This is a genomic window from Campylobacter sp. 7477a, assembly GCF_014892335.1.
GTDB classification, from domain to species: domain Bacteria; phylum Campylobacterota; class Campylobacteria; order Campylobacterales; family Campylobacteraceae; genus Campylobacter_A; species Campylobacter_A californiensis.
In genome coordinates, this window is the sequence record NZ_JADBJH010000017.1 from 1 (window position 1) to 25,765 (window position 25,765).

25 protein-coding genes are annotated in these 25,765 nt (G+C 37.7%); 17 read left to right on the forward strand and 8 right to left on the reverse strand.

Features of this window, described 5'->3' with window-relative positions; all coding sequences use genetic code 11:
* Nucleotides 1-233: 233 nt before the first annotated feature.
* From CCAL5182_RS08235 to CCAL5182_RS08260, 6 genes are all read left to right on the forward strand, one after another.
* The gene (locus tag CCAL5182_RS08235; RefSeq protein WP_169938747.1) at nt 234-1,247 is read left to right on the forward strand and encodes a bifunctional 3,4-dihydroxy-2-butanone 4-phosphate synthase/GTP cyclohydrolase II; all 1,014 of its coding nucleotides are present in this window, start codon (nt 234-236) and stop codon (nt 1,245-1,247) included.
* A 19-nt stretch (nt 1,248-1,266) separates the two neighbouring features.
* Nucleotides 1,267-2,016, forward strand: a complete 750-nt coding sequence (locus tag CCAL5182_RS08240; protein WP_336610740.1) for an amino acid ABC transporter substrate-binding protein — start codon at nt 1,267-1,269, stop codon at nt 2,014-2,016.
* Nucleotides 2,017-2,030: 14 nt separating this feature from the next.
* Nucleotides 2,031-2,702 carry an amino acid ABC transporter permease gene (locus CCAL5182_RS08245; RefSeq protein ID WP_336610741.1) on the forward strand — a complete coding sequence of 224 codons (672 nt, stop codon included), beginning with the start codon at nt 2,031-2,033 and terminating at the stop codon, nt 2,700-2,702.
* Nucleotides 2,703-2,712: 10 nt separating this feature from the next.
* Nucleotides 2,713-3,447 carry an amino acid ABC transporter ATP-binding protein gene (locus CCAL5182_RS08250; protein ID WP_336610742.1) on the forward strand — a complete coding sequence of 245 codons (735 nt, stop codon included), beginning with the start codon at nt 2,713-2,715 and terminating at the stop codon, nt 3,445-3,447.
* A gap of 177 nt (nt 3,448-3,624) precedes the next feature.
* Nucleotides 3,625-4,197, forward strand: a complete 573-nt coding sequence (locus CCAL5182_RS08255) for a cytochrome C (RefSeq protein ID WP_169972520.1) — start codon at nt 3,625-3,627, stop codon at nt 4,195-4,197.
* A 95-nt stretch (nt 4,198-4,292) separates the two neighbouring features.
* Complete coding sequence (locus CCAL5182_RS08260; protein WP_336610743.1) at nt 4,293-6,836, forward strand: molybdopterin-dependent oxidoreductase; 2,544 nt, start codon at nt 4,293-4,295, stop codon at nt 6,834-6,836.
* Nucleotides 6,837-6,876: 40 nt separating this feature from the next.
* Here CCAL5182_RS08260 and CCAL5182_RS08265 read toward each other — a convergent pair whose 3' ends face one another.
* Nucleotides 6,877-7,338, reverse strand: coding sequence for a methylated-DNA--[protein]-cysteine S-methyltransferase (locus CCAL5182_RS08265; RefSeq protein WP_169938736.1), 462 nt, complete (start codon nt 7,336-7,338; stop codon nt 6,877-6,879).
* Nucleotides 7,339-7,442: 104 nt separating this feature from the next.
* On the opposite strand from CCAL5182_RS08265, the gene CCAL5182_RS08270 reads away from it, so the two are divergent.
* The 8 genes from CCAL5182_RS08270 (at nt 7,443) to CCAL5182_RS08305 (ending at nt 17,222) form a co-directional block, all read left to right on the forward strand.
* Nucleotides 7,443-10,004 carry a bifunctional aconitate hydratase 2/2-methylisocitrate dehydratase gene (locus CCAL5182_RS08270; RefSeq protein WP_336610744.1) on the forward strand — a complete coding sequence of 854 codons (2,562 nt, stop codon included), beginning with the start codon at nt 7,443-7,445 and terminating at the stop codon, nt 10,002-10,004.
* A gap of 85 nt (nt 10,005-10,089) precedes the next feature.
* Nucleotides 10,090-11,313: an ankyrin repeat domain-containing protein gene (locus tag CCAL5182_RS08275; protein ID WP_169972524.1), complete on the forward strand. Its 1,224-nt coding sequence runs from the start codon at nt 10,090-10,092 to the stop codon at nt 11,311-11,313.
* 10 nt (nt 11,314-11,323) lie between these two features.
* Complete coding sequence (locus CCAL5182_RS08280) at nt 11,324-12,076, forward strand: SDR family NAD(P)-dependent oxidoreductase (protein WP_169972525.1); 753 nt, start codon at nt 11,324-11,326, stop codon at nt 12,074-12,076.
* Nucleotides 12,077-12,091: 15 nt separating this feature from the next.
* Nucleotides 12,092-13,783 carry a Na+/H+ antiporter NhaC family protein gene (locus CCAL5182_RS08285; RefSeq protein ID WP_169972526.1) on the forward strand — a complete coding sequence of 564 codons (1,692 nt, stop codon included), beginning with the start codon at nt 12,092-12,094 and terminating at the stop codon, nt 13,781-13,783.
* Nucleotides 13,784-14,893 (forward strand): tRNA (uridine(54)-C5)-methyltransferase TrmA, encoded by a 1,110-nt coding sequence (trmA, locus tag CCAL5182_RS08290; protein ID WP_169938726.1) that lies wholly within the window; start codon nt 13,784-13,786, stop codon nt 14,891-14,893.
* Complete coding sequence (locus CCAL5182_RS08295; RefSeq protein ID WP_169938724.1) at nt 14,886-15,284, forward strand: CoA-binding protein; 399 nt, start codon at nt 14,886-14,888, stop codon at nt 15,282-15,284. The genes trmA and CCAL5182_RS08295 overlap by 8 nt, the downstream gene beginning before the upstream one ends.
* On the forward strand, nt 15,268-16,479 hold the full coding sequence (gene ilvA / locus CCAL5182_RS08300) for a threonine ammonia-lyase (RefSeq protein WP_169938722.1): 1,212 nt from the start codon (nt 15,268-15,270) through the stop codon (nt 16,477-16,479). The genes CCAL5182_RS08295 and ilvA overlap by 17 nt, the downstream gene beginning before the upstream one ends.
* A gap of 47 nt (nt 16,480-16,526) precedes the next feature.
* Nucleotides 16,527-17,222, forward strand: a complete 696-nt coding sequence (locus tag CCAL5182_RS08305; RefSeq protein WP_170000536.1) for a DUF4230 domain-containing protein — start codon at nt 16,527-16,529, stop codon at nt 17,220-17,222.
* On the opposite strand, the gene truA is transcribed toward CCAL5182_RS08305, so the two are convergent.
* From truA to glmU, 7 genes are read right to left on the reverse strand one after another with little or no spacing between them, the layout of a single operon-like run.
* Entirely contained in the window at nt 17,219-17,941 is a 723-nt protein-coding gene (truA, locus tag CCAL5182_RS08310) for a tRNA pseudouridine(38-40) synthase TruA (protein WP_336610745.1), read from the reverse strand. The two genes, CCAL5182_RS08305 and truA, sit on opposite strands and share 4 nt — an antisense overlap.
* Entirely contained in the window at nt 17,941-18,969 is a 1,029-nt protein-coding gene (locus CCAL5182_RS08315; protein ID WP_336610746.1) for an LptF/LptG family permease, read from the reverse strand. Before CCAL5182_RS08315 ends, truA begins: the two co-directional genes overlap by 1 nt.
* Nucleotides 18,962-19,741 (reverse strand): prepilin peptidase, encoded by a 780-nt coding sequence (locus CCAL5182_RS08320; protein WP_336610747.1) that lies wholly within the window; start codon nt 19,739-19,741, stop codon nt 18,962-18,964. The genes CCAL5182_RS08315 and CCAL5182_RS08320 overlap by 8 nt, the downstream gene beginning before the upstream one ends.
* A complete protein-coding gene (gene uppS, locus CCAL5182_RS08325) occupies nt 19,741-20,412 on the reverse strand; it encodes a polyprenyl diphosphate synthase (protein ID WP_336610748.1) in 672 nt (223 codons plus the stop codon). The genes CCAL5182_RS08320 and uppS overlap by 1 nt, the downstream gene beginning before the upstream one ends.
* Nucleotides 20,413-20,414: 2 nt before the next feature.
* Nucleotides 20,415-21,101 carry a hypothetical protein gene (locus CCAL5182_RS08330; RefSeq protein ID WP_336610749.1) on the reverse strand — a complete coding sequence of 229 codons (687 nt, stop codon included), beginning with the start codon at nt 21,099-21,101 and terminating at the stop codon, nt 20,415-20,417.
* Nucleotides 21,102-22,277, reverse strand: a complete 1,176-nt coding sequence (gene coaBC / locus CCAL5182_RS08335; protein WP_336610750.1) for a bifunctional phosphopantothenoylcysteine decarboxylase/phosphopantothenate--cysteine ligase CoaBC — start codon at nt 22,275-22,277, stop codon at nt 21,102-21,104.
* A complete protein-coding gene (glmU, locus tag CCAL5182_RS08340; protein ID WP_336610751.1) occupies nt 22,270-23,571 on the reverse strand; it encodes a bifunctional UDP-N-acetylglucosamine diphosphorylase/glucosamine-1-phosphate N-acetyltransferase GlmU in 1,302 nt (433 codons plus the stop codon). The genes coaBC and glmU overlap by 8 nt, the downstream gene beginning before the upstream one ends.
* Before the next feature lie 132 nt (nt 23,572-23,703).
* On the opposite strand from glmU, the gene CCAL5182_RS08345 reads away from it, so the two are divergent.
* From CCAL5182_RS08345 to CCAL5182_RS08355, 3 genes are all read left to right on the forward strand, one after another.
* Nucleotides 23,704-24,468: a motility protein A gene (locus tag CCAL5182_RS08345; protein WP_169972534.1), complete on the forward strand. Its 765-nt coding sequence runs from the start codon at nt 23,704-23,706 to the stop codon at nt 24,466-24,468.
* A gap of 3 nt (nt 24,469-24,471) precedes the next feature.
* Nucleotides 24,472-25,248, forward strand: a complete 777-nt coding sequence (locus tag CCAL5182_RS08350; protein WP_169938686.1) for a flagellar motor protein MotB — start codon at nt 24,472-24,474, stop codon at nt 25,246-25,248.
* Nucleotides 25,249-25,251: 3 nt separating this feature from the next.
* Nucleotides 25,252-25,765 (forward strand): flagellar type III secretion system pore protein FliP (locus tag CCAL5182_RS08355; protein ID WP_442862147.1); only part of this gene is annotated, 514 nt, incomplete at its 3' end.

Genomic DNA, 25,765 nt, shown 5'->3' on the forward strand with positions numbered 1-25,765 from the left:
AATAATTTGCACTATTTTTATCTTCTATTTAATTCAATTTTTGCAGAATAGCTATTTTTAAAATTTATCATTTTAGTAAAATTAAATTTATAAATTTTAAAGCATAGTCCACGTTGGTTTGTGTTTTACACTCTTGCTAGATAAGCTATATAACTACTAAAATTCGGGATAATTAAACTTTGTTTTTGTGATTTTGCGTTACAATTAACGCTAAAAAATTTTAAAGGATAAAAATGAGTTTTGATAAAGTAAAACAAGCTATCGAAGACCTTAAAAACGGTAAAATGATCGTCATGGTTGATGATGAGGATCGTGAAAACGAAGGCGATCTTATCTTCGCTGCTGATAAGAGCGATATGCAAAAGGTAAATTTTGCCATCACCCATGCAAAAGGCGTGCTTTGTCTTGCCATGGATGAGGCAAACGCTAAGCGTCTTGATCTGCCTTTGATGGTTGCTAAAAATACCTCAAGCCATGAAACGGCATTTACCATCACTATAGATGCCAAAGATGCGACAACGGGCGTTAGTGCGTATGAACGCGACATGAGCATAAGACTGGCTGCTGATGCTGATTCAAAGCCTGATGATTTTGTTCGTCCGGGACATATATTTCCATTGATAGCAAAAAATGGCGGTGTATTAGTGCGCACAGGACATACCGAGGGCTCAGTTGACCTTTGTCGTCTCGCAGGACTTTCACCGATGGCTGCGATATGTGAGATAGTAAAAGAAGACGGCATGATGGCAAGAAGAGATGATCTGGAAGAATTTTGTGAGAAATTTAAGATAAATATGCTATCGGTTTCCGACCTTGTTCAGTATCGCTTACACAGCGAAAGTCTTATAAAAGTGAGCGAGCCTATCCAGTGTCAAATCGCTCAAAAAAATGTTGTTAGATATGACATAATCGATCATGAAAACGAAAAGCATGCCGTTTATGCCTTTGGTGAAATAGCTCAAAATACAAATGTAAAATTTGTAAAATCAATCGCCGACTTTGACTTTATTAGCTCTGCTAAATTTGATGAGCTTATAAGTGCGATAGAATTTTTAAAAGCAAATGGCGGTCTTTTGATGTTCTTATCAAGTAAGACGAATGATTCAAACTCAAAGGACTTTGGCATAGGCGCTCAAATTTTAAAACATTTTGGTGTAAAAAAGATAGAAGTCTTAAGCCATAATAAAAAAGATTTTGTTGGTATAAGCGGTTTTGGGCTTGATATCACGGGTTATAAAGAGATATAGTAAAATAATCGGAGAATTAATGAAAATTGTATTTAAAATTTTAGTTACAAGTATGCTTTTATGTGTATTTGCAAATGCTAAGACCTTAAAAGATGGCACTTTGACTGTTGCGACAGAGGGGACTTACTCGCCATTTTCTTATTATAATGAAAAACATAAACTAGTCGGGTATGATGTTGATATAGCTCGCGCTATAGCGGATGAACTCGGACTTAAGATAAATTTTGTAACTGCACCATGGGATGCCATACTTGCGGCATTTGATGCAGGTAAGGCTGATACGGTGTTAAACCAGGTGAGTATAACGGACGAGCGTAAGAAAAAATACGACTATACCGAGCCTTATACGGTAGCTTATGCCGCTCTTGTAGTGCGTGCTGATAATGAAGAGATCAAAGGCTTTGATGATCTAAAAGGTAAAAAGTCTGCTCACTCAGCTACAAGTAACTGGGCGAAAATGGCTAGCAGATATGGCGCTCAGATCGTTACGGTAGATGGTTTTAGCAAAGGTGTAGAGCTTGTAATTACTAAGCGTGCGGACGCTACCATAAATGATAATGTTACATATTTTGATTACATGAAGCAACGTCCAAAAGCCCCACTTAAAATCATAGCAAATAGTTCTGAACCGATATATACGGCAGCTATTGTCAAAAAAGACAACACAGAGCTTTTAAATCAGATGGATGAGGCATTAAAATCACTACGCAAAAAAGGAGTTTTGAAAGAAATTTCTATTAGGTATTTTGGTGAAGATGTTAGCGAGTAGCATTAAGGTGGAAAATGGGCGAAGAGTTTAATAGAGTATACGAACTAGTAGTAACCTCGGTAGTACCGATGAGTGAGGCGTTATTTAAGGTTACTATCCCGCTTACGATAGTTTCGTTTACTCTGGGGCTAGTTGTGGCAGTGCTTACGGCTATTGCCCGCATAGCAAATGTTAAATTTTTTAAACAAATTAGCGAAATTTATATATGGATATTTAGAGGCACGCCTTTACTGGTCCAGCTTTTTATTGTTTATTTTGGTTTGCCTATCATAGGTATAGCGCTTGATGTATGGAGTGCGGCTATTATCGCGTTTAGTTTAAATATCGGCGCATATGCTTCTGAGGCGGTTAGAGCTTCTATTCTCTCTGTTCCAAGAGGGCAGTGGGAAGCAGCTATAGCACTTGGAATGACCTATACTCAAATTTTACGTCGTATTATCGCTCCGCAAGCCGTGCGCATCTCGTTACCGCCACTTTCAAATATCTTTATATCAACGCTAAAAGATACATCTTTGGTGGCTTCTATCACGATGGTTGATATGTTTATGACCGCACAACGTATCGCAGCACGCTCGTTTGATCCGCTTACGCTTTATGTTTTAGCTGCTCTTTTTTATCTTATAGTTTGCACGTTTTTAACATTTTTTCAAGCCAAACTTGAGCGTAAATTTTCAAAATATATTTAAGTAGTATGGTATGATAAAATTTACAAATCTAATCAAAAAATTTGGCGAAAATGTTGTATTAAAAGGCATAAATCTTGAAATTTACGACAATCAAACAACGGTAATATTAGGAAGCTCAGGTAGCGGTAAATCAACCTTACTTCGCTGTATAAATTTGCTAGAGATCCCAAATTCGGGTGAGCTTTGCCTTGGTGATTTTAGTATAAATTTTAGTGCACCGCATAAACCAAGCCAATACCAACCTTTCCGCTCACATACAGGAATGGTCTTTCAAAGTTTTAACCTTTTTTCGCACTTAACCGTGCTTGAAAATGTTATCGAAGGTCCTACGCAGGTATTAAAAATTCCATGCGACAAAGCGGTTAAAACCGCATACGAACTACTGGATAAGGTTGGACTAAAAGATAAGGCAGAGGCTTATCCTAACAGACTTTCCGGAGGGCAATCCCAGCGCGTAGCTATAGCTAGAGCACTTGCTATGCAACCTGCATTTTTATTGCTTGATGAGCCTACATCGGCGCTTGATCCAGAGCTTGAGGCACAGGTTTTAAAAACTATCGGAGAGCTTTCAAAAGAGGGGCGTTCTTTGATAATAGTAACTCATAACATGAATTTTGCTCGCAAGATAGCCGATAGGATACTCTTTTTAGATCATGGGTTGGTAGCATTTGATGGTGTGGCTGATGAGTTTTTTAATAGCACTGATGAACGTATAGCTAAATTCATTAGTGCAATGGACTTCTAAGATTCTTTCAAATTTTATTTAAGCTTTGCAAATTTTATATCAGTGTGTTTGCAAAGCTTATCTCCACTTAAATTTATAACTTCAATTAAAATAGTAAATGTAAAATAAAATTTTCATAAAAAACAATTTTTAATAATTATTTTTATACAATATATCAAATTCTTTGAAAGGAGATGGATGAAAAAGTTATTTTTATTATCTATGTTTTCCTGTTTGCTCTTTGGCGCAAACGAGATGTATAGCGACAAGGTTAAGCCTGTCTTTACGGATGCGACCTCTAACGCTTCCGTAGGAAGGTTACTTCCGACGAACGGTGTTGAAATTTTATCAAAACAAAACGGTCGCGTGAAGATAAAAATGCAAGGTTACATAAATCCTGTCGCACCAAATGTCGTTTATTTTAGCGATTCTGAGCGAGTTATCGCTATAGCGTTTGCCAAAACGGCAAAATTTGACTCAAAGCTTGTCAAAAAAGGACAAAATGGCAAATGGGATAAAGTGGAAGTAGAAGCTTATACTATTGATGGTGATTTTTATAATGAAGTTGATACGATGTTTGCCCGTGCCAAGCAGACTTATGCAGACTCATGCGGAATTTGTCATGGACTACATGAGACCACGCATTATAAGGCAAATCAATGGCCGAATTTATTTAAATCAATGCTTAGTAGAACGACAGTTGAAAAAGATGATGAGTGGCTTATAGTGCAGTATCTGCAAAAACATTCATCGGATGTTAAGATTAAGTAGTAGTTGTTTCATGCATGTTTTGTATGTTTAAAATACAAATTTTCATGCACGATACGTTGTCTTAAAATTTAATAAATGTGTTAGGAGAAAACACCATGCAAAGACGAAATTTTTTAAAACTAGGAGCTATGACGCCGTTATTTTCAAATGTTACCGCTATAAACTTAATGGCTGACGATATGGGAAAAGAGCTTGTTAAAAACGGCGAGATCTTTACCGCTGCAAAATGGGGCATGTTAAAAGTAGACGTAAAAGACGGCAAGGCAGTTGGATCAACACCATATCAAAAGACAAGCGATGTAAAAAACCATCTTCAAACTTTCACGCATGACCTTATCTATAACTCTCGTATTAAATACCCAATGGTGCGTAAAAGCTACCTAGAAAATCCGGACTCGCCAAAACCAGAGCTTAGAGGCAAGGACGAATGGATACGAGTAAGATATGAAGACGCGATAAAGCTTGTAGCTAGGGAGCTAAAAAAGACAAGAAAAGCTAAGGGAATTCAAAGCGTATTTGCGGGAAGCTATGGCTGGAAGAGCAGTGGAAATATCCACAACAGTAGAACTTTGCTGCATAGATTTATGAACTTAAGTGGCGGTTATGTAGGTTATACGGGAGACTATTCTACCGGAGCAAGCCAGGTTATAATGCCGCACGTGATGGGTAGTATAGAAGTTTATGAACAACAAACAAGCTGGCCGGTAGTTTTGGATAACTCAAAAGTTGTGGTATTTTGGGGGGCAAATCCGATAACTACTCTAAGCGTAGGCTTTAGTAGCTCTGACGAGCAAGGCTTTAAATACCTTGAAGATCTTAAAAAAAGAGCTGATATCAAAGTCATCGTGATAGACCCTATAAAAAGCGAAACGGCTCAGTATTTTGATAAATCAAAATGGATAGCTCCACGCCCAAATACCGATGTTGCGATGATGCTTGGCATGGCGCATTATCTATATACGAGCGGTAAATTTAATAAAGATTTTATAGACACATATACAGTTGGTTTTGATAAATTTTTACCGTATCTACTAGGTAAAACAGATGGCACACCAAAAACTCTTGAATGGGCTAGTAAAATTTGCGGTATAAAAGAAGACGTCATGAAAGAACTAGCTGATGTCTTGATTGATAATAGATCTATGATAATGAGCGGTTGGGCTATACAAAGAGCAGATCACGGTGAACAAGCCCACTGGATGCTAGTAACTCTTGCTTCTATGATAGGACAGATCGGACTAGAGGGTGGTGGATTTGGACTAAGTTATCATTACGCAAACGGTGGCAATCCAACTTGCAAAGGTGCGGTAATAGGCGGCATAAATAGAGGCGATATAGGCAGGATAGATAAAAACGGTGAATTTATCGGAACTGCAAACGGCGTTATAGATGCAAATGGTAAATTTATACCGGGCTCAACACCTTTGATAAAAGGCGAGATAGACTGGGCTGTTGAGGCTAAAAAATACACTTTCCCGATAGCAAGGATAGTCGATGTCTTGTTAAATCCTGGAAAAGTCATAGATCATGATGGAAGAAAGGTGACTTACCCTGATATAGACTTTATTTACTGGGTTGGCGGAAACCCAATCGTGCATCATCAAGATACAAATGTCTTAATAAAAGCTTGGCAAAAACCGCGCACGATAGTCGTGCATGATCCGTATTGGACGCCAAGTGCGAAGATGGCTGATATCGTTTTTCCTATAACCACTCAATACGAAAGAAACGATATGACTATGACGGGTGATTATTCTAACGATCATATCGCTCCTATGAAACAAGTCGTTGAAAAATACGCCGAAGCAAAAGATGATTATCAAATTTTTACTGATCTATGTAAAGCATATGCTAAAAATTTAGTTATGGCATACACAGATAACGGCAAGGATGAATTTGACTGGATAAAAAGCTTTTACAACGATGCGTATGATAAAATTTTAGCCATACCTGAGCTTGCGTCTGAGATGAAGCCTTTTGATGAATTTTGGAAAGAGAACAAGCCTGTTAAATTTTATTCAACTCCTGAAAGCGAAGCATGGGTAAGACATGCTGAATTTAGACAAGACCCTATACTAAACCCACTAGGAACTCCGTCTGGATTGATAGAAATCTACTCAGAGACCATCGAAAAAATGGGGTATGACGATTGCGCTGCACACCCTATGTGGTATGAGCCTGTTGAATGGCTTGGTATGAGCGATAAGCCGGCACAACTTCATATGCTCTCAGTTCACTCTCCATATCGTTTGCACTCACAGCTCAACCAAACCTCACTTCGCGATACCTATGCGGTAGCAGGTAGAGAGCCTATATGGATAAATACCAAAGATGCTAAGGCTAAAGGCATTAAAAACGGTGATTTGGTAAGAGTGTTTAACTCAAGAGGAGAGGTCTTGGCTGGGGCTGTTATAACCGATAACGTAATACCGGGCGTTGTAAGGCTAGCTCAAGGTGCTTGGTATGACGGCTTTGATGCGGGACTTTGCAAAAACGGAAACTCAAACGTCTTAACGATAGATAAAGCAACATCAAAACTATCTAACGGCAATATCTCTCAAACAGCTCTTGTTAATATCGAGAAATTTAAAGGCGAAGCGCCAAAATTAACGGCATTTAGCGAGCCTAAATTTGCTTAAAATTAAGTAAATTTCCCAGCCTCAAATTTAGGGGCTGGGTTTATGATAAGTTGCCCTTTTCTAAATTTAGTAAAATTTCTTTTGTTTTTAATCCGCCCGCTCCACTGTATCCGCCAAGACTGTTGGCCCCCACTACGCGGTGACAGGGAATGATGATCGGGATTTTGTTTTTAGCATTTGCACTTCCCACGGCTCTTTGAGCTTTTTGGTTGTGTATCATTTTAGCAACGTCAGAGTAAGTTGCGGTCGTGCCGTAAGGTATGTTTAGCAAGGCTTTATACACGTTTTTTTGAAAAGGAGTTGCTTGTATGTTTAGTCTTACGCTAAAATTTTTAAGTTTACCGCTAAAATACTCCTCTAACTCATCTAAGCATAGTTTTAAATTAGGCTCTTTTACGTCTGTTTTTATAAATTTATCTACAAAATTTATCTCGCTAATACCATTTTTATCACCTAAAATTTCTAAAATTCCGATCAAAGAAGAGAAATATGCTTTATCCAAAACGAAACCTTTTTGATAAAATTTTATACCATTTTAGCCTATTTTTGTGGAATTCCAATATATTTTAGATAAAATATAAAGCAAAAATTTAAAAAGGCTTTGATATGGATTTTTTAATACAATACAAAAAACACATCGACGAACGTGCAAAGCTAGGCGTGCCTCCTTTGGCGCTAAATCAAGATCAAACAGCGCAAGTTTGTGAAATCTTACGCAACACAAAAAACGAAAATGAAGCAAAAGAATTTATAGAACTTTTATCTAATCGCGTAAACCCAGGCGTTGACGACGCGGCAAAAGTTAAGGCTGAATTTTTGGGCGAGATAGTTAATAGTGGACTTGAAATTTGCGGCATAGATAAAATAAAAGCTATTGAAATTTTATCCAAAATGCTTGGTGGATATAATGTTGCAAAGCTTATTTTAGCTCTTAAAAATAGCGATGAAAATGTGGCAAAAGCGGCAAGAGATGCTCTAAAAAATAGCATTTTTGTAAATGAATACTTTAACGAAATTTTAGACCTTAGTAAAACAAATAAATTTGCCCTTGAAATTTTAAACTCATGGGCGAAGGCAGAGTGGTTTTTAAAGCGAGAAAGTCTTAGTGACTGCATAAAAGCGGTTGTTTTTAAAGTTGCCGGCGAGACAAATACTGATGACTTAAGCCCTGCAAGTGAGGCATTTACGCGCTCTGATATACCTCTTCATGCAAATGCGATGCTTGTTAAAAGACAGCCCGGAAGTTTAGAAAAAATATCTGAGCTTAAAAGTAGCGGTCGCGAAGTTGTTTATGTAGGCGATGTCGTAGGAACCGGATCAAGTAGAAAAAGTGGTATAAATTCTATCCAGTGGCATTTGGGGCGCGATATAGACGGCGTGCCAAACAAAAAAACAGGCGGTGTAGTTATCGGAACTAGCATAGCTCCGATATTTTTCAACACCGCACAAGATAGCGGAGCTCTACCGATCATAGCGGATGTTAGCGCACTTGAGACGGGAGATGAGATAGAAATTTATCCTTACAAAGGTGAGATAGTAAAAAACGGCGAAGTTGTCGCTAAATTTAACCTGTCGCCAAATACTCTAATCGATGAAATTCGCGCAGGAGGTCGTATACCGCTTATTATCGCTCGCGCACTTTGTGTCAAAGCCAGAAATGCTTTAAATTTAGCACCAGAAAATATCTTTACAAAACCGGATCAGCCAAAAGATGACAACTCTTATGGATATAGCTTGGCTCAAAAGATAGTCGGACGTGCATGCGGCGTTAAAGGCGTTAGGCCAAATACTTATGTCGAGCCTGTAACATTAACGGTGGGTAGCCAAGATACGACAGGACCGATGACTAGAGATGAGATAAAAGAGCTTGCAAGCTTGGGCTTTAGTGCAGATTTTGTGCTTCAAAGCTTTTGCCATACGGCCGCTTATCCAAAGCCTAGTGATGAAATTTTACACGCAACATTGCCAAATTTCATGAACTCAAGAGGCGGTGTTAGCTTAAAGCCCGGGGATGGAGTTATACACTCTTGGTTAAACCGCATGGTTTTACCGGATACTTTAGGCACTGGCGGGGACAGCCATACTCGTTTTCCTATCGGCATAAGTTTCCCAGCAGGAAGCGGACTTGTTGCATTTGCAGCGGTTCTTGGCGTTATGCCTTTAAATATGCCTCAAAGCGTTTTGGTGCGTTTTAGCGGTAAGCTAAAAGATGGTATCACGCTTAGAGACTTAGTAAATGCCATACCTTACTACGCCATAAAGCGCGGTCTTTTAAGTGTTGAGAAGAAAAATAAAAAGAACATATTTGCCGGTAAAATTCTTGAAATCGAAGGACTTGAAAATCTAAAAGTCGAGCAAGCTTTTGAGCTTAGCGACGCCTCTGCAGAGCGCTCTGCAGCAGCTTGTGTAGTAGCGCTTAATAACGAGCCGGTTATCGAATATCTTCGTTCAAATGTCGCACTTATCGATGCTATGATAAAAGCTGGATACGAGAACCGCCAAACCCTTGAAAGAAGACGTGATAAAATGCTCGAATGGCTTAAAAACCCAACTCTTTTAAAAGCCGATAAAGACGCGCAGTATGCAGAAATAATCGAAATAAATTTAGATGACATCTCTGAGCCGATCTTAGCATGTCCTAACGACCCTGATGATGTTGCGACTTTATCTGAAATTTTAGCCGATCAAAATAGGGCAAAAGAGATAAACGAAGTCTTTGTCGGAAGCTGTATGACAAATATCGGACACTATAGAGCTTTGGCGCAAATTCTAAAAGACGAAAAGTCTATACCTACGCGTTTATGGGTTGTTCCTCCTACAAAAATGGACAAAGCACAGCTTGAAAGCGAGGGCTGTTATGATGTATTTAAGGGAGTAAATGCCCGCGTTGAGGTTCCTGGATGCTCTTTGTGTATGGGCAACCAAGCAAGAGTTGAAGATAATGCCGTTGTCTTTTCGACTTCTACAAGGAATTTTGATAATCGCATGGGTATGGGCGCTAAAGTTTATCTAGGAAGTGCTGAACTGGCGGCAGTTTGTGCGATACTTGGTCGTTTGCCTAGTGTTGATGAGTATAAGCAAATGATCGCCAAAAAGATAGTTGGAAAAGAGAGTGAAATTTATAGGTATCTAAATTTTAATGAGATCAAAGACTTTTATTTGCATTAAAATTGTTACAAAGGTATGTAAAAATTTGATAAATAAGCGATATTATCGTTTAAATTTGTTAAAATAAATAAATTTAGGAGGATTGGTGAAAAGATTATTTTTGTTGTTTTTATTGGTGTTTGCTCCGATTCTTCTTTATGCTTTGGAATTTGGTTGCGAAGAGCTTAAAAATCCAAAAGAATTTTTTAAAACCAAGCCTCAAAAGTATTCTCTTATCAACGATGCAATATTTTATTGCGATGGCTCGCTCTTAAATTTAGAGCACGTAAACGCTCTTTTTGAGGTTGCTAAAAAAATTCGTGGCGAAAATAGAAGCTGCGTCGGCGATAGCGTATACGAAGAAAATTTAAATAAATTCAAATGGCTTTTGCTTGAGGCTAGCTTTGCTCCTGAAATTTATGCCAAAAGCCTTAAAACTCCAAATGAGTCTGAAGAACAAAAAGACGCTCAAATGGTGTATTTTCGATATTGGGGCACTCAGTCACTTTATAACTTTTTAAAACGAAGAGAATTTTTAAAGCTATATAATGAGGCTCAAACCCCGCTTGTAAAATACTACGAACAAAGAGGTCAAGACTTTGGTAGTGCGGCGTATTATGCGACTAGTGTTGTAAATGCCTTTTTGACTTTTGCGGTAGGTAGCGAGCATAAGGTTAAATTTGATATCACTCCAGAGCAAAAGATGATCATCGATAAAACAGTAGGCTATGAGCAAATTTCATCTATGCTTTACTCCAAAAGTTTCAGCGCTTTTGAGCTTTCTAATATGTTAAATACCGCGCTTTTGTATGAGCGTGAAATTTCTGTTTTAGAGCAAATTTTAAAACGCGGAGCAGATATAAATTTCGGCGATGAAACTGCACTTTTTTATGCTCTTAAAAATTTAAAAAATGTAGAATTTCTGTTAAAAAACGGTGCTGATGTCAATCACAAAAATATATTTGGCAAGAGTGTGCTTTTTTACGCGGTGCAGTTTGGGGATGTGGCTTTAACAAAATTTCTGCTTGAAAACGGTGCAAATGCAAATGACTTTTATATAGATCAAAATACCAAAAATGCGATTTTAAATTTAGGCGATGAAAATTTTTATAATAACACGTGTGCGCTTGAGCATACTTTAAGGTCCGTTTTTATGCACGCAGCTTCACATGCGAATGTCGAAATTTTAGAGCTTTTAATAAAACACGGAGCAGATATTTACGCGGTTGACGAGCTTGGTTTTAACGCAATGGACTATGCGATCATAAACGCAAATGAGCAAAACATAAAATTTCTGCAAGACTTAAAATTAGAACCAAAAATAAAATAAGGAGATAGACATGAATGCAACAGCTTTTATTACCGGTGCAACTTCGGGATTTGGCGAGGAGATAGCTCGCACTTTATCGCGCGAAGGATATAAGATCATAGCTTTAGCAAGACGTAAAGATAGACTGGAAAAACTTGCAAGCGAGCTTGGAAATACCCATATAATAGTAGCTGACGTAAGAGATAAAGAGGCGATATTTGAAGGTGTTAAAAATTTACCAAAAGAATTTCAAGACATAGAAGTACTTGTAAACAACGCAGGTCTTGCTCTAGGTCTTGACGGTATCGTAGAGGCTGACGTAGAGGATCTTGAAACGATGGTAGATACAAACATCAAAGGACTTCTATACTCTACAAAAGCGATTTTGCCGATAATGAAAGCTCGAAAAAGCGGTTATGTCTTTAATATTGGTTCTACAGCTGGTGCTTGGCCGTATCCGGGAAGCCATGTTTATGGTGCAAGTAAGGCATTTGTAAAGCAATTTAGTCGCAACATGAGAAATGACCTTAGAGGGCTTGGGATAAGAGTGACAGAGATCGCTCCCGGACTTTGTAAGACTGAATTTAGTGAGGTTAGATTTAAGGGCGACGTAGAAAGAGCAAATAAAGTATACGAAGGCGTTGCAGCCATAAAACCGCAGGATATAGCTCAAATTCTATTAAACTGTCTAAATATGCCAAAACACGTTAATATCAACATCGTAGAAGCAATGGCTACAGCACAGACATGGGCGGGACTACATATAGAAAAAGATAAATTTTAATAAAGGAAAAGTTGAATGAGTAAAATTTCATTTTTTATTTTGACGGCCTTTTTGCCAATCATAGCATTTGCCGATTCTGCGACAAATGCTAAAATTTTTGGCATCTGGACGTTGATACCTCCCGTTGTTGCGATAGCTCTTGCGTTTATAACAAAAGATGTTATTTTGTCGCTTTTTATAGGTGTTTTTAGTGGAACGTTTTTGATTAACATCATAAATGAAAATGTTTTTATGTCGTTTATCAAGGGCTTTACTGGTATAGTCGAGCGTGTTGTAGGCTCGATGGCTGACAGTTGGAATGCAGGCATTATGCTTCAAGTTCTTTGTATAGGCGGTGTTGTTGCTCTTATAACAAAAATGGGCGGCACTAAAGCTGTTGCGCTTTGGCTTAGTAAGAAGGCAAAGACCGGAGTTTCTGCTCAAATTTCAACTTGGTTAATGGGAATTTTTGTATTTTTTGATGATTATGCTAACGCCCTAATCGTTGGTCCCATCATGCGCCCTATAACCGATAAATTTAAATTAAGCCGTGAGAAGTTGGCATTTATCATAGATGCTACCGCAGCTCCTATCGCAGGTATCGCCATAATCTCAACTTGGGTTGGACTTGAAATTTCACTTATTAAAGACGGTTATGGCTTGGTTGGTGTTGAAAATATCAACTCTTACGGCGTTTTTATAGAGACCATCCCTTATCGTTTTTATAATTTATTCATGCTATTTTTTATAGTATGCACCGCAGTTATGCAACGCGAGTATGGTCCTATGCTACTTGCCGAACAAAGAGCAAGGCGCGGGGAGCTACACTCTGGTAAAACCACGATACAAGATATAGAGGATAAAACTCTTGAGCCAAAAGATGGTGTAAAACTTCAGGTTTCAAATGCCGTTGTGCCTTTGCTTGTGCTTATTATAGGTGCGTTTATAAGTTTTTATTTTAGTGGATTAAAATCACTTGAAGGTGAAGCTCTTGAAGCAGCTTTGGCAAGTCCTTTTTCATTTATGACATTTAGAGAGACATTTGGAGCCGCCGATGCTTCAGTGGCACTGTTTCAGTCGGCACTTTTTGCTAGTATAGTTGCTATTACTATGGGTGTTTGGCGTAAAATTTTTGATGTAAAAGAGGCGATAGGTGTTTGGGTAAAAGGTTGGAAAACTATGATAATCACCATCGTGATTTTGCTTCTTGCATGGAGCCTTAGTTCTGTTATTAAGGAGCTTGGTACATCTAGGTATTTAGTTGATATGCTAAGTCAAACTACGCCTAAATTTATTTTACCTGTGGCTATATTTATACTTGGTTCTTTTATATCGTTTTCTACGGGAACTAGCTACGGCACGATGGGCATTTTAATGCCTCTTGCTATACCGCTAGCAAATGCAGTTGGTCTAAACTACGGACTTGATGGCGATGCGTTGCATGCTTATATGATAGTTAATATCTCAGCCGTTCTTACGGGCGCTATCTTTGGCGATCACTGTTCACCGATATCAGATACAACCATACTTTCTTCTATGGGGGCAGGTTGTAATCACATAGATCACGTAAGCACTCAGATCATCTATGCGCTAAGTGTGGGTGCTGTTGCTATATTTGTCGGATATCTACCTACGGCGCTTGGAGCAAGCATTTGGGTTGTTCTTCCGCTTGGATTTTTAGCTACTTGGGCTCTTGTTAGGTTTGTTGGTAAAAAGGTGGAAATCTAGTTGCAGTGTTGTCATTTTAAAGAGTGCGGTAGTTGCACTCTTGAGGGAAGTTATGAAGAGCAAAAGGCTTTCAAGCTAAATGCTATCAGCTCTAAATTTAGCGAATTTTACGATAAAGAGTTTGAATTTTTTGCCTCAAATGAGAAAAACTACCGCATAAGGGCCGAGTTTGGTATATGGCATGAAGCGGATAAAATTTACTACACGATGCACTCAAAAAATAAAGGCGAGAGAATTTTTGTGCGCGAATGTCCAAAGGTTTGCGAGCAGATCGTCTCTTTGATGCCGATATTGCTTAATGAACTTGAGAGCGACGCTAAGTTAAAGCACCGTCTGTTTGGTGTTGAGTTTATCTCATGTAGCAGCGGAGTATTGGCAACTTTGCTATATCACAAAAAGCTTGAAGCCACTTTTTTGGAACATATAGTAAATTTGGCAAATAAGTTAGATATAACCATCATCGCTAGATCAAGAGGGCAAAAAATTTTAAGCCATGAGTTAAATTTAATAGACGAGCTTAAGATAGACGGTAGGATTTACAAATTTCATCTTAGTGAAAATGCTTTTATCCAGCCAAACAAGGCTGTAAATGAAAAAATGATCACTTGGGCTAAAATAAATTTAGCAAAAGGCGGGAAAGATCTGCTTGAACTTTACTGCGGACATGGAAATTTTACCATCCCTCTTAGTGAGAATTTTAAAAACGTTTTAGCCACAGAAATCAGCAAAAGCTCGATATTTTATGCTCTTAAAAACTGTGATATAAATGATACTAAAAACATAAAATTTCTAAGACTTTCAGCCGATGAGCTTATAAGTGCCTTTAAAAACGAGCGCGAATTTAATCGCTTAAAAGATATAAATTTACACGAGTATGACTTCTCTCATATACTTGTCGATCCGCCTCGCGCAGGACTTGAGCCAAGTGTTATAAATTTTATTAAAAATTATGAAAATATCATATATATATCTTGCAATCCGGATAGTTTGTATGAAAATTTAATACAAATTTCACAAACTCACGAAGTCGTAAAATTTGCTGTTTTTGATCAGTTTGCGCACACTCATCATGTGGAGTGCGGAGTTTTGTTAAGGAAGAAAAATGGATGAAATTTTACATAACATACAAAATATCGCGGTAGTTGGCTTAAGCCCCGACGAGAGTAAGGCAAGTAATATGGTTGCTAAATTTCTTATAAAAAAAGGTTTTAAAATTTTTCCTATATATCCAAAAGAAGATAAAATTTTAGGACAAAAGGTATATAGAAATTTAAGCGATATAAACGAAAACATAGACATTATTGTTATGTTTAGAAAAGGCGAATACGCGGATATTTTAATAGATGAGGTTATAAGAAAAGGAGTAAAAACTCTCTGGCTTCAACTTGGCATAACCAACGAAAACGCCAAAGCTAGAGCATATGCGAATGGTATAAAATTTATCCAGAACAAATGTATAAAAATAGAATTAGAAAGGCTAGAAAATGGTATCTTTAAATAAAATAATCCAAGCAAAAATCACAATCGGACACTTTGTAAACAAAACTCCGTTTGCGTTCTCACAAAGACTAAGTGATGTTTCGGGTGCTAAAATTTACTTAAAAGAAGAAAATTTGCAACGAACAGGTGCTTATAAAATTCGTGGCGCTTATAATAAAATCGCCAATTTAAGCGAAAACGAGCGCAAAAAAGGTGTCGTTGCTGCAAGTGCAGGCAACCATGCTCAGGGCGTAGCCATAAGCGCACGTGAATTTGGCGTTCGTGCGGTTATTATTATGCCTGAATCAACCCCTCTTCTAAAAGTCGGAGGCACAAAAGATCTTGGCGCTGAGGTTATTTTAAAAGGAAATAACTTCGACGAAGCCTATGAATTTGCTGTCACATATGCAAAAGAGCAGGGTATGACTTTCATACACCCGTTTGACGATGAGTATGTTATGGCAGGACAAGGTACGGTGGCACTTGAGATGCTTGATGAGATGAGCGATCTTGATATGGTTGTGATACCTGTTGGTGGTGGCGGACTTGCTAGCGGTGTTGCAAGCTGTGTAAAACAAGTAAATCCAAATATAAAAGTAGTTTGTGTAGGTGCAAAAGGCGCTCCTGCGATGTGGCAAAGCTTTAATGCTAAAAAAAGTATAAACTCAAAATCAGTAAGAACCATAGCCGATGGTATCGCGGTAAGAGATGCGAGCGAGATAACTCTTACAAATATCCTTGAATGTGTGGATGAATTTGTGCAAGTTGATGATGAAGAGATCGCAACGGCGATTTTGTTCTTGCTTGAAAGACAAAAGATCGTAGTTGAAGGCGCTGGAGCAGCAGGTGTAGCAGCACTAATGCACGGTAAGATAAAACATAAAAAAGACGCTAAAATCGGTATCGTGTTAAGTGGTGGAAACATCGACGTGCAAATGCTATCTATTATCATTGAAAAGGGCCTTATCAAATCAGCTCGTAAAATGATAATACAAGTAACACTTATAGATAAACCGGGGGCACTTTTAATGCTAACTGATGCGCTTAAAACCGCAAATGCAAACATAGTTAAGATCGACTACGACCGCTTTTCTACAGAGCTTGAATACGGCGATGCAAGTATCATTATAACACTTGAAACAAAAGGCAAAGATCATCAAGAGGTGGTGGCTAAGAGTTTGAGGGATTCCGGGTTTGATTTTAAGCAAATTTTCTAAGGTTTATAATAATACGCTAAAATTTGCCAAAAATACAAGGAATTAAAATGGGTGAATATCTAAATTTGATACTTGTGATACTGTCTGCGTTTTTGATTTTTGCAGTCTATAGGCTAAGCAGAGAGCTTAGGAAATTTCAAAAGAAAAACAGTGAAATTTCTGTTGTGACGGATATCGAGCAGATAAAAAGTATCGGTGAGTTGTCTGTTTTTCAGGTTTATAGCAAAGAGATCGTAACAAAAACAGATCATGCGTTTGGGAATTTTGGCAAAGAGTATTTAAGGTGGCTTGTTAGTGAGAAAAAGCTTTCGATGATATTTGAATTTGAGATAAACTTCATATACGACCTAACAAGTCCAAAGCTTGAGATAGTTCAAATTTCAAACTCAAACTATAAAGTAAAAATGCCACCTTGTAGATATAAATTCTCAATCGCAAATATGAAATTTTATGATGAAAAAAACGGTAAATTTATACCGTTTTTGTTGCCTGATTCGTTAAATGGTTTTTTTGGAAGTAGCTTTAGAGAAGAGGATAAAAACCGTCTTATCGAAGAGGCTAGAGGAGAGGTTGAGAAGATGAGTGTAAGGCTTATCACGCAACTTCAAGGTAAAATTCATAAATCAGCACGCGACACTCTTGAGGCTATCGCAAAGAGCTTTGGTGCAAATGACGTTAGTTTTGAGTTTAATGATGATGAGAGCTTGATAAATAGTGAGCTTGAAGTAAAAAATATAGCCTAGTAAAAAACTCTATGCAAATAAAGCCCTTGTGCCGGCGCAGGGATGCGAGTAAACGGGGCTTTATTTTGTAGCTGGGCGCATATAAGCTTGCCGGCGTTATTAAATTTTAAACCCTTTAAAACGGTTGCAACCATTAAGCGTACCTGCCCTCGTAAAAAGCCGTTTGCTTTAAAAACTATCACGCTTTTGTTTTTATGTCTATAGCAAAATGCCTTAGTTATAGTGCGAACCGGACTTTTTGTATCACTCCCTGTTTTCATAAACATGCTAAAGTCGTGCTCTCCTATAAAATTTTTAAGCAACTTATTGGCTATTTTTATATCAAATTCTGGTAAAAAAACCTCATAATCGCTTCTAAAAACACTAAAGTCTTCATGACTGATGATATAGCGATAGAGCCGAGCTTTTGCATCGTATCTTGGATGAAATTCTTCGTTTGCGCGCATGATACGTTTTATATGTATGTGTGGGTGGGCGTGACGGTTGATTAGATCTTTTAGGCGGTTTAAGTCTTTAAAATGTTCGCCGCACTCCACACAAGCGCTTTGATTATTTGCATGAACACCCTTGTCGGTGCGAGAGCTAGAGGTGATTTTGTTAAAAATTCCAACATGAGCCAAGGCTCTAGCAAGAGCGTCTTCTACTCCGTTTTCATGTGGTTGTGTCTGTGAGCCTTGAAATTTAGAACCGTCGTAAGAAAAGATAAACCAAATTTTCATTAGTATCTTCGTGTGATTTTGGTTTGATAAAGTAAAATTCCGCTAAGCATAAAGCTTAAAAATACCACAGGTATTGCAGTTATCGAGCGTGATGCAAGTAGCATGATAAGTGCAAAATACCCAAACAAGACGCCAAATGAGCCAAGATAAACCGCGCCCTTTTCATATCTATACGTAACTATACCAAAACTAATGGCAAAAAGTGTGGTTGCAAGCGGAAAGAGTGCAACTAGGACATAAGTGCATAGATCTTTTTTGCGTTTATTATTTGTTTTTGCTTCAAGCCAGTACTCTTTTATATTGTCGACTTTGCTTGTGCTTTCGCTTTGAGTGGTGCGTATTTTCATGTATTTAAAGTTGCTTTGGTTGTAAAGACTATCTCTCATATCATAAATTTTACCGTTATTTAACGACAGCTCTACGCCTGATTGCGTGTTTGAGAATTTGGCATTATCGGCGATGATTATGCGCTCAGAGTCTTGAACTTTTGGGTTATACATAACTATATCTTTGTATATAGTGCCGTTTTCATCGCTGTCTTGAGTGCCGATGTATACCATCCATTCGGAGAATTTTTGCCCAAATTGATTTGGTTTTAAATTTAGTTTGGCTACCGTTTTTTTATAATCAACAAAATTTGAGTTTAGCTCTGCGGCGATGGGTATCATCACGAGTGCCAAAAGCATTAAAGCACCGCTTAGTAAAGCCGCAAAAGATAAGAAAAATTTAGCTATCGAGTTTGGTGAACTTCCAAGGGTAAAGATAACAATACTTTCATTTTCTTTTGAAAGGCGAAATAAAGTCATGGCAAGAGATACGAAAAATGCTATCGGCACGACAAACAAAAGAACCTTAGGTAGCATGAAAAGATAAAGCTTGATCAACTCGCCAAACGTTATCTCGATATATGACGTTACGCGCGCTATTTGTATAAAAAAGACAATGGACATGATAAGAAACAGTGTTGAAAATAACGAGGCAAATGTGCCAAGAAAGTTGTGTAAAAGATATTTATTTACTCTATTCATATAAAAAACCTATAAAATTTATGTATTCTTCTTTAAAGATATAAACCAAAACAAGCCCAAGGCTTAAAAATGGCACAAAGGCAAGCTCGTAGTCTTTTTTTCTAATTATCAAATAAGCCGGTAGTGTTAAAACCGCAGCCGTATAAATGGCTAGTAATGCCAAATTTAACGGCAAGATCGCACCTATGATAGCGGCGATAAATATATCGGCACTTCCCATCGCTTCTCTTTTCATGGTTGCACTTAAAATAAATCTAAGAAGCCAAAAAACTATAGCTAAGCATATCGAATTTATAATCAAACTAAAGTCAAATTCGCAAAAAACTTCACTTGCTGCAAAAAGTAGGGCAAATCCTAATGCGCTAAAAAGTAAAGAGTCGGGAACTGCCTTAAACTCAATATCAATCAAACTAAGTGCTAAAAGCAGTATAAGGCAAACACCTAAAGCAAAGGCTCTAAATAAGCTTTGTGCGTCTATAAAATCAACGCACTCTCCAAAAAAACTAACAAGCATGAGCGCGCATGAACAAATTTCTACCAGCGGATAGATAGGGCTTATCTTTGAGTTGCAAAAGGCGCATTTGGCACGTAAAAAAAACCATGAAAAAACAGGTATGTTATGATAAAACTTTAGCTTGTGATCGCATTTTGGGCAAGAAGATGGCGGAAAATTTATACTTTTTTGTCGTGGCAAACGATATATCAAAACATTTGCAAATGATCCCATGCAAAGCCCAAAAACAGCAAACACTATAGCGTAAATTTCAAACATCAAAGCCCGCCAAAACGTCTATTTTTGTATTTGAAATTCTCAACTATCTTTGCTAGCTCATCTTTTGTGAAGTCAGGCCACAAAGTATCGCTAAAGGCAAGTTCTGCGTAGCTTGCTTGCCAGAGCATGAAATTTGAAAGTCTTTGCTCTCCACCCGTTCTAACAAGCAAGTCGATACACTCGCTCTCATCAAGGTAGTTTTGTAAATTTTGCTCGTTTAGTTCAAGTTTTAGCTCACTAACACGCTTAAAAGCGCGTAAAATTTCATCTTTTGCACCGTAGTTTATGGCTAGGTTGAGTTTTAGTTTCGTATTGTCATGCGTTAGGCTTTTAAGTAAATTTATCTCGTCTTTTAGCTCGTTGCTAAAGACGCTGATATCACCTATGGTTGTAAATTTTATACCGTTTTTTATAAAATTTTCTCGTTTTGATATTAGAAATTTTTTAAGCAGATCCATTAAAAATTCGACCTCACGCTTTGGCCGTTTCCAGTTTTCTGTACTAAAAGCATAAAGGCTTAGGATTTTTATATCTTGGTCGGTGCAAAATTTGCAAATTTGTTCAACAACATTTGCTCCGACTTCATGACCTTTTTGACGTAAGAAATTTCTCTTTTTAGCCCAGCGTCCATTGCCGTCCATGATGATAGCTAGGTGGTTTAAGTTGTTCAAAATCATCCTTTTATGTCTATTATCTTACCGCTTTTATCCCACAGCGGTGAAATTTGGCAGGTTTCTATCTTGCAGCTAAATTCATAGTTTAGTAAATTTGCTACTTTTTTAAACGGCGTGCTTATCGACACAATACCTTTTTCATCAAGTCTAAATAAAATCGGCGCAAAATTTGAAAAAGCAAGATAAAATGCGCTCTCTTTTTGTCCTTTTTTAAATTGAAAAATCCCATAAATTTCATTGTATAAAAATGGTATATGGACTATCTTTTCTTGCAAGGCTAAAAACATATCGGTATAAATTTTAAAAGACTCTTTATCTTTTGCATTCATCAGCGAGTCGCAAATATGCTCGCAAAACAACGCCAAGTCATTTTCTTTTATAACGCGTTCGATTAGATTAAGACCTTGCGGCAGTATGCCAAAATTTAAAATTTCAGGCTTTTTAAACATATTTTTTATAAGTATATTTTCGTTGTTGCTCTCTATCTCAGCCCAGTAATTAGCGCCGATATCAAGTTGTTTAGCACTTTTTGTATTTAAATTTCTATTTGCAAATTTCAATATATATCTATTAAAGCCGATCTTTTCAGATACTTTTAGGCTAATAGGAAGCGATGTGTTTAACGCGATAGGCGCTACATTTTGCGCGTTAGCTATCTTTTGAATTTTGCCTATTTTACTTATCATTTATCTTAATTCATTTGATAAATTTACTATTTTTGTCGCTATAGTTTCTTTTGAAGCAAGTTGTAAATTTATGGTTTCATTTTTTGTTATAAAGCTGATTTCGTTTTGGTCGCTACCAAATTTATTTTCTTCCCTTAAGACGTTTAGGCAAACGGCATCAAGTCCTTTTTGTTCTAGCATTTTTTTGGCGCTATCTACCGCACTGCTTACATCGGTTTCTAGTTTAAAGCCGATTTTGCGACATTTAAAGTCTTTTAATTCGTTTAATATATCGATATTTTCGGTTAATTTTAGCGACCAATTTTTTCCAAGTTTGCTTTTTTTAAGCTTGCCGTCAAATTTTCCCTCGCTTATGTAGTCGCTAATCGCAGCACACATTATGAGTAGGTTGGTGTCTTTGCACTCATCTTTTAAAAGTCCTAAAAGCTCGTTTGAGCTTGTGAAATTTCTTACTTTATAAGGCACGTCTTGTGTTTTAACGCTAGTAAGCAAGTTTACATCCGCACCTGCATAAAAAAACGCATCCGCTAAGGCTTTTGCCATTTTGCCGCTTGAAAAATTTGTAATAGCCCTTACTTCGTCTATCTTTTCAGTGGTTGCGCCACCTGTGATGAGAACTTTTTTTTCTTTAAAAATTTGCTTACAAAATGATCGTTTGACATGATAAAGTATCGTTTCAATGTCTGCCAAGCCGCCCTTGCCGACATCTCCACAAGCTAGAGTTTTAACGACCGGCTCGATGATTTGTGCGCCGTTTTGGGCTAAAAATTCTAAATTTTTACATGTAGAAAAATGCTCTAGCATGTTGTGATTTGCGGCAGGGGCTATCAAAAGCGGGGCTTTTGAGGCGATTAAAGTTTGCATAAAGACGTTATCGCAAACCCCACTTGCTAGCTTATTTATGGTGTTTACCGAGCATGGAGCAATCAAGATAAGGTCTGTTTTTGCGTAGTTTATGTGGCTTAAACCCTCCTGCCAATCCTGTGTTCGAGAGCTTAAAATTTTATGATCACAAAGTGCTTCAAATCCACTCTCATTGCAAAATTCAAGCGCCCCATCGCTTAACATTACTCTAACATCCGCGCCTAATTTTCTAAGGCGCGAGAGAATTTCGTATGATTTATAAAATGAAATGCTACCGCAAACTGCCAATAAAATTTTTTTACCCTTAAGCATCTTTTTTACCAAAAAATTTATAGAAAAAGCCCTCTTTGTTGATCTGCTTGCCACGACTTATCGCTAATGCACCGCTTGGCACGTCCGAAGTTACGGTGCTTCCTGCTGCTATCAAGACATCATCGCCTATGTTTACAGGGGCTACTAGTTGCGAGTTGGATCCTATAAAGACGTTTTTGCCGATCACGGTTTTATGCTTTGCCTTACCGTCATAGTTGCAAGTTATAGTTCCACATCCGATATTTGTTCCGTTATCTATCTCGCAGTCTCCCAGGTAACTTAAATGTCCGGCTTTAACACCGTTTAATACGCCCTTTTTTACCTCGACAAAATTTCCGATATGAGTGCCTGATATCTTGCTTTTTGGCCGTATGTGAGCCAAAGGTCCGATGTCTGAGCTTTTTATAATGCTTTCTTCTATCACGCTTGAGCTTTTTATAATACTTTCTTCTATCAAGCATTCGCCAAGTATGCTTACGTTTTCTTCAACAACGCATTCGCCTTTAAAAACAGCTCTTGCGTCTATAAATATAGTTTGTGGTAAGCGCATATTTATGCCAAATTTCATCCACTCTTTTTTGATGTTATCTTGCATGATATTCTCAGCTATGCTTAGTTGAAATTTATCATTTATGCCCATGAAATTTTGCTCGCAAACATCAACAGCTACACAGCTTAGATTTTTTTGATTTGCAATTTTTATAGCGTCAGTTAGATAATACTCTTTTTGCGAGTTTTGGTTATTGATAAGAGGTAAAATTTCTTCTAAGACTTCGCGTTTAAAGCAGTAGCAACCGGCATTTACGCGGTTTATTTTACGCTCTTCTTCGCTTGCATCTTTTTGTTCTACTATGTCTGTTACTTTGCTGTCTTTTTCTATCACACGGCCATAGCCGAATGGATCTTTGCAAACAAAGCTTGACATCGTTATATCTGCATCTTTATCGCAAAGGCTTTTTAGCTCTTGTGCGCTAACTAAAGGCATATCTCCGCATGTGATTAAAACTTTTTCGCCCTTAAATTTTATGCCCTTTAAAGCACCTGCAGTGCCTGGGAAATTTGCAAGATCTTGAATGTGAATTTGCGTGTCTTTAAATTCTGATAAAATATGCTCTTGTATAAGTTCTTTTTGGTGATAAAGCACGACGTGAACATCATTTGTTATCTCATAAGCTTGTTTTAAAACATGTCTTATCATGCTAACTCCGCTTAGTTTAAACATAACTTTAGGAGTTGTTGATTTCATTCTTGTTCCAAGCCCTGCGGCAAGTATAATTATCGAAATATTATTCATTTTAAGCCTTGGTGATTTAAAATTTAAACGCGATTGTATCAAAAAAAGACAAATAAAATTTTGAATTTAATATAACTTCAATGAAATTTAAGTAAAATATGAAGTTTATTAAATTTTTTAAGCGAGAAGACTATGGATTTAGGAACCGTTGTCGGTTGGGTTTTAACTCTTGTTTTACTTTTTGGAGCTATGGCGATAGGCGTAGGGATAGGGCCTTACATAGATATACCGTCTATTATGATTGTTTTTGGCGGAACCATCGGTGTAATGATGGTCGGCTTTAAAATGGAAACACTTAAAAGTGTCGGCAAATTTTACGGTATAGCCGTAAAGCCTCAACAGATAAATCTTAGCGAAACTATAAAAAAACTTGTTGATTACTCTACTAAGGCTAGACGTGACGGTATCTTAGCGCTTGAAACCGATGTAAATAACGAAACAAATCTTTTTATGAAAAAAGGATTGTCAATGGCGGTTGACGGCACAGAGCCTGATACTATACGTGCACTTTTGGAGATAGACATCGATCAGTCCTCGTCAAGACACAGCGCAAATATCAAAATTTTTGATCAAGTCGGTGGATTTTCGGGATCTATGGGTATGATAGGAACGCTAATCGGACTTGTTGCGATGCTTTTAAATATGTCAGATCCTTCGGCGATCGGTCCATCAATGGCGGTTGCTCTCTTAACAACTCTTTATGGAGCGATGATAGGAAACATCATCGGAGCGCCGGTTGCCAATATATTGTCTATACGTGATGCGGATGAGACACTTGAAAAGCAGATGGTTTTAGAGGGTATCATGGCAATACAGTCGGGAGACAACCCAAGGACGCTGGAGGCAAAACTGCTAGCATTCTTGCCTCCAAAAGATAGAAAAAGTCAGTTTGAGTAAAAAATGGCAAAGTTAATAAAACCTAGCGACTGTCCTAAATGTATGCCCGATTGGCTTGCAACCTTTGGTGATCTCATGTCGCTACTGCTGTGTTTTTTCGTTTTGCTTCTTTCTATGGCAACAATGGATGCGAAAAAATTTGAAAATGCCATAGGCTCATTGGCCGGTGCGCTTAGCGTGCTTGAAGGTGGTTCTCGTCCGCAAGTGCAAAAAGAGCAAGAGATGAGTTTAGAAACTAGCACTAGAGAAACCAGGGCAAAGTTAAAATCAGAAAACGAGATCATGAAAACAGCTAGCGCGATAAACCAGCTTTTAACCGCCAGCGGATCACCTGAAGTAAGTGTGGAAGAGGCTGAGGATGGGTTTATACTAAGACTTCCTGCTAGTTTGCTCTTCTCAAAAGGTAAAGCACAGATAGAAAATGACGATGCAAGGCTGTTTTTAAAGCGAATTTCAATGGTTATAGCTAAACTTCCTAGTGAGGTAAATACAAATATCATAGGACATACGGATGATCAAAAGCCAGATATCGACTCTATCTATAAAGACAACTGGCAGCTTTCTTCTGCTAGAGCTATAACGGTTGCGCAAGAGCTTATAAATAACGGAGTTGATGCTAAAAAGTTAATAGCCTCAGCAAGGGCTTCTTATAATCCGTTTGCTAGTAATGATAGCGAGCAAGGTCGCGCCAAAAACAATAGGGTGGAAATTCATTTCGTTTCGCTTGATAAAAAAGAGAAAGAAAGAACTAAAAAAAGCATACTTGATGCGGGACAATAGAGCGTGAGAGCGTTATTCGTTTTACTTGTATTTTTCTGCGTAGGTTTTGGTGCCGATCCTGTCGTGTCTACTATAAATTTAAGTCTAAGTGCTCCAAGTAGCCCGCAACAACTTGTAAATTCTTTAAATGTCATGATATTCTTGACGGTGCTAACTCTTGCTCCGTCTTTGATATTTATGATGACGAGCTTTTTGCGGCTTATTATTGTCTTTTCATTTCTTCGTCAAGCAATGGGAACACAGCAAGTTCCACCTTCAACCATACTTATCTCTCTTGCTATGGTGCTTACATTTTTTATAATGGAGCCGGTTGCAAAACAAGGCTATGAAAATGGCATTAAGCCTTATCTTGCCGAACAGATAGGATATGAAGAGGCGTTTACAAACTCCGTTAAGCCTTTTAAAGACTTTATGGTAAAAAATACAAGGGAAAAGGATCTAGCACTATTTTTTAGGATAAGAGATCTGCAAAACCCTTCAAATATAGATGATATACCTCTGAGCATTGCGATGTCTG